Raw genomic sequence first — 233 nt, 5'->3', positions numbered from 1 at the left:
ATCTCGGGGCATTGGCGGATCGTAACGGCGACGTTGCCGTTCAGATCAGGGATTTTGATCAGGCTGTCATTGGCAATCCCGCTCACGATCTCATAAGGCTGGGGCTTTCCCTCGCCTCCGCCGCCCGGGACTCTGACCTTCCTGGTGTGACCACTGCGAGAATGCTGGATGCCCTGATTGGTGGATACGAATCCGCATCCGGGAAAAGTCAGGCGCACACACCGCACCTGCGC

The 233-nt window shown here is 59.7% G+C and carries 1 protein-coding gene; it reads left to right on the top strand.

Annotated features, from left to right (window positions below; genetic code table 11):
* Window positions 1–233 (top strand): DUF2252 family protein (locus ACPYOJ_RS36995; protein ID WP_481420630.1); only part of this gene is annotated, 233 nt, incomplete at both ends.

The sequence above is a fragment of the Rhizobium sp. SVR5-9E genome, assembly GCF_056755095.1.
This window is presented reverse-complemented; position numbering and strand designations above follow the sequence as displayed.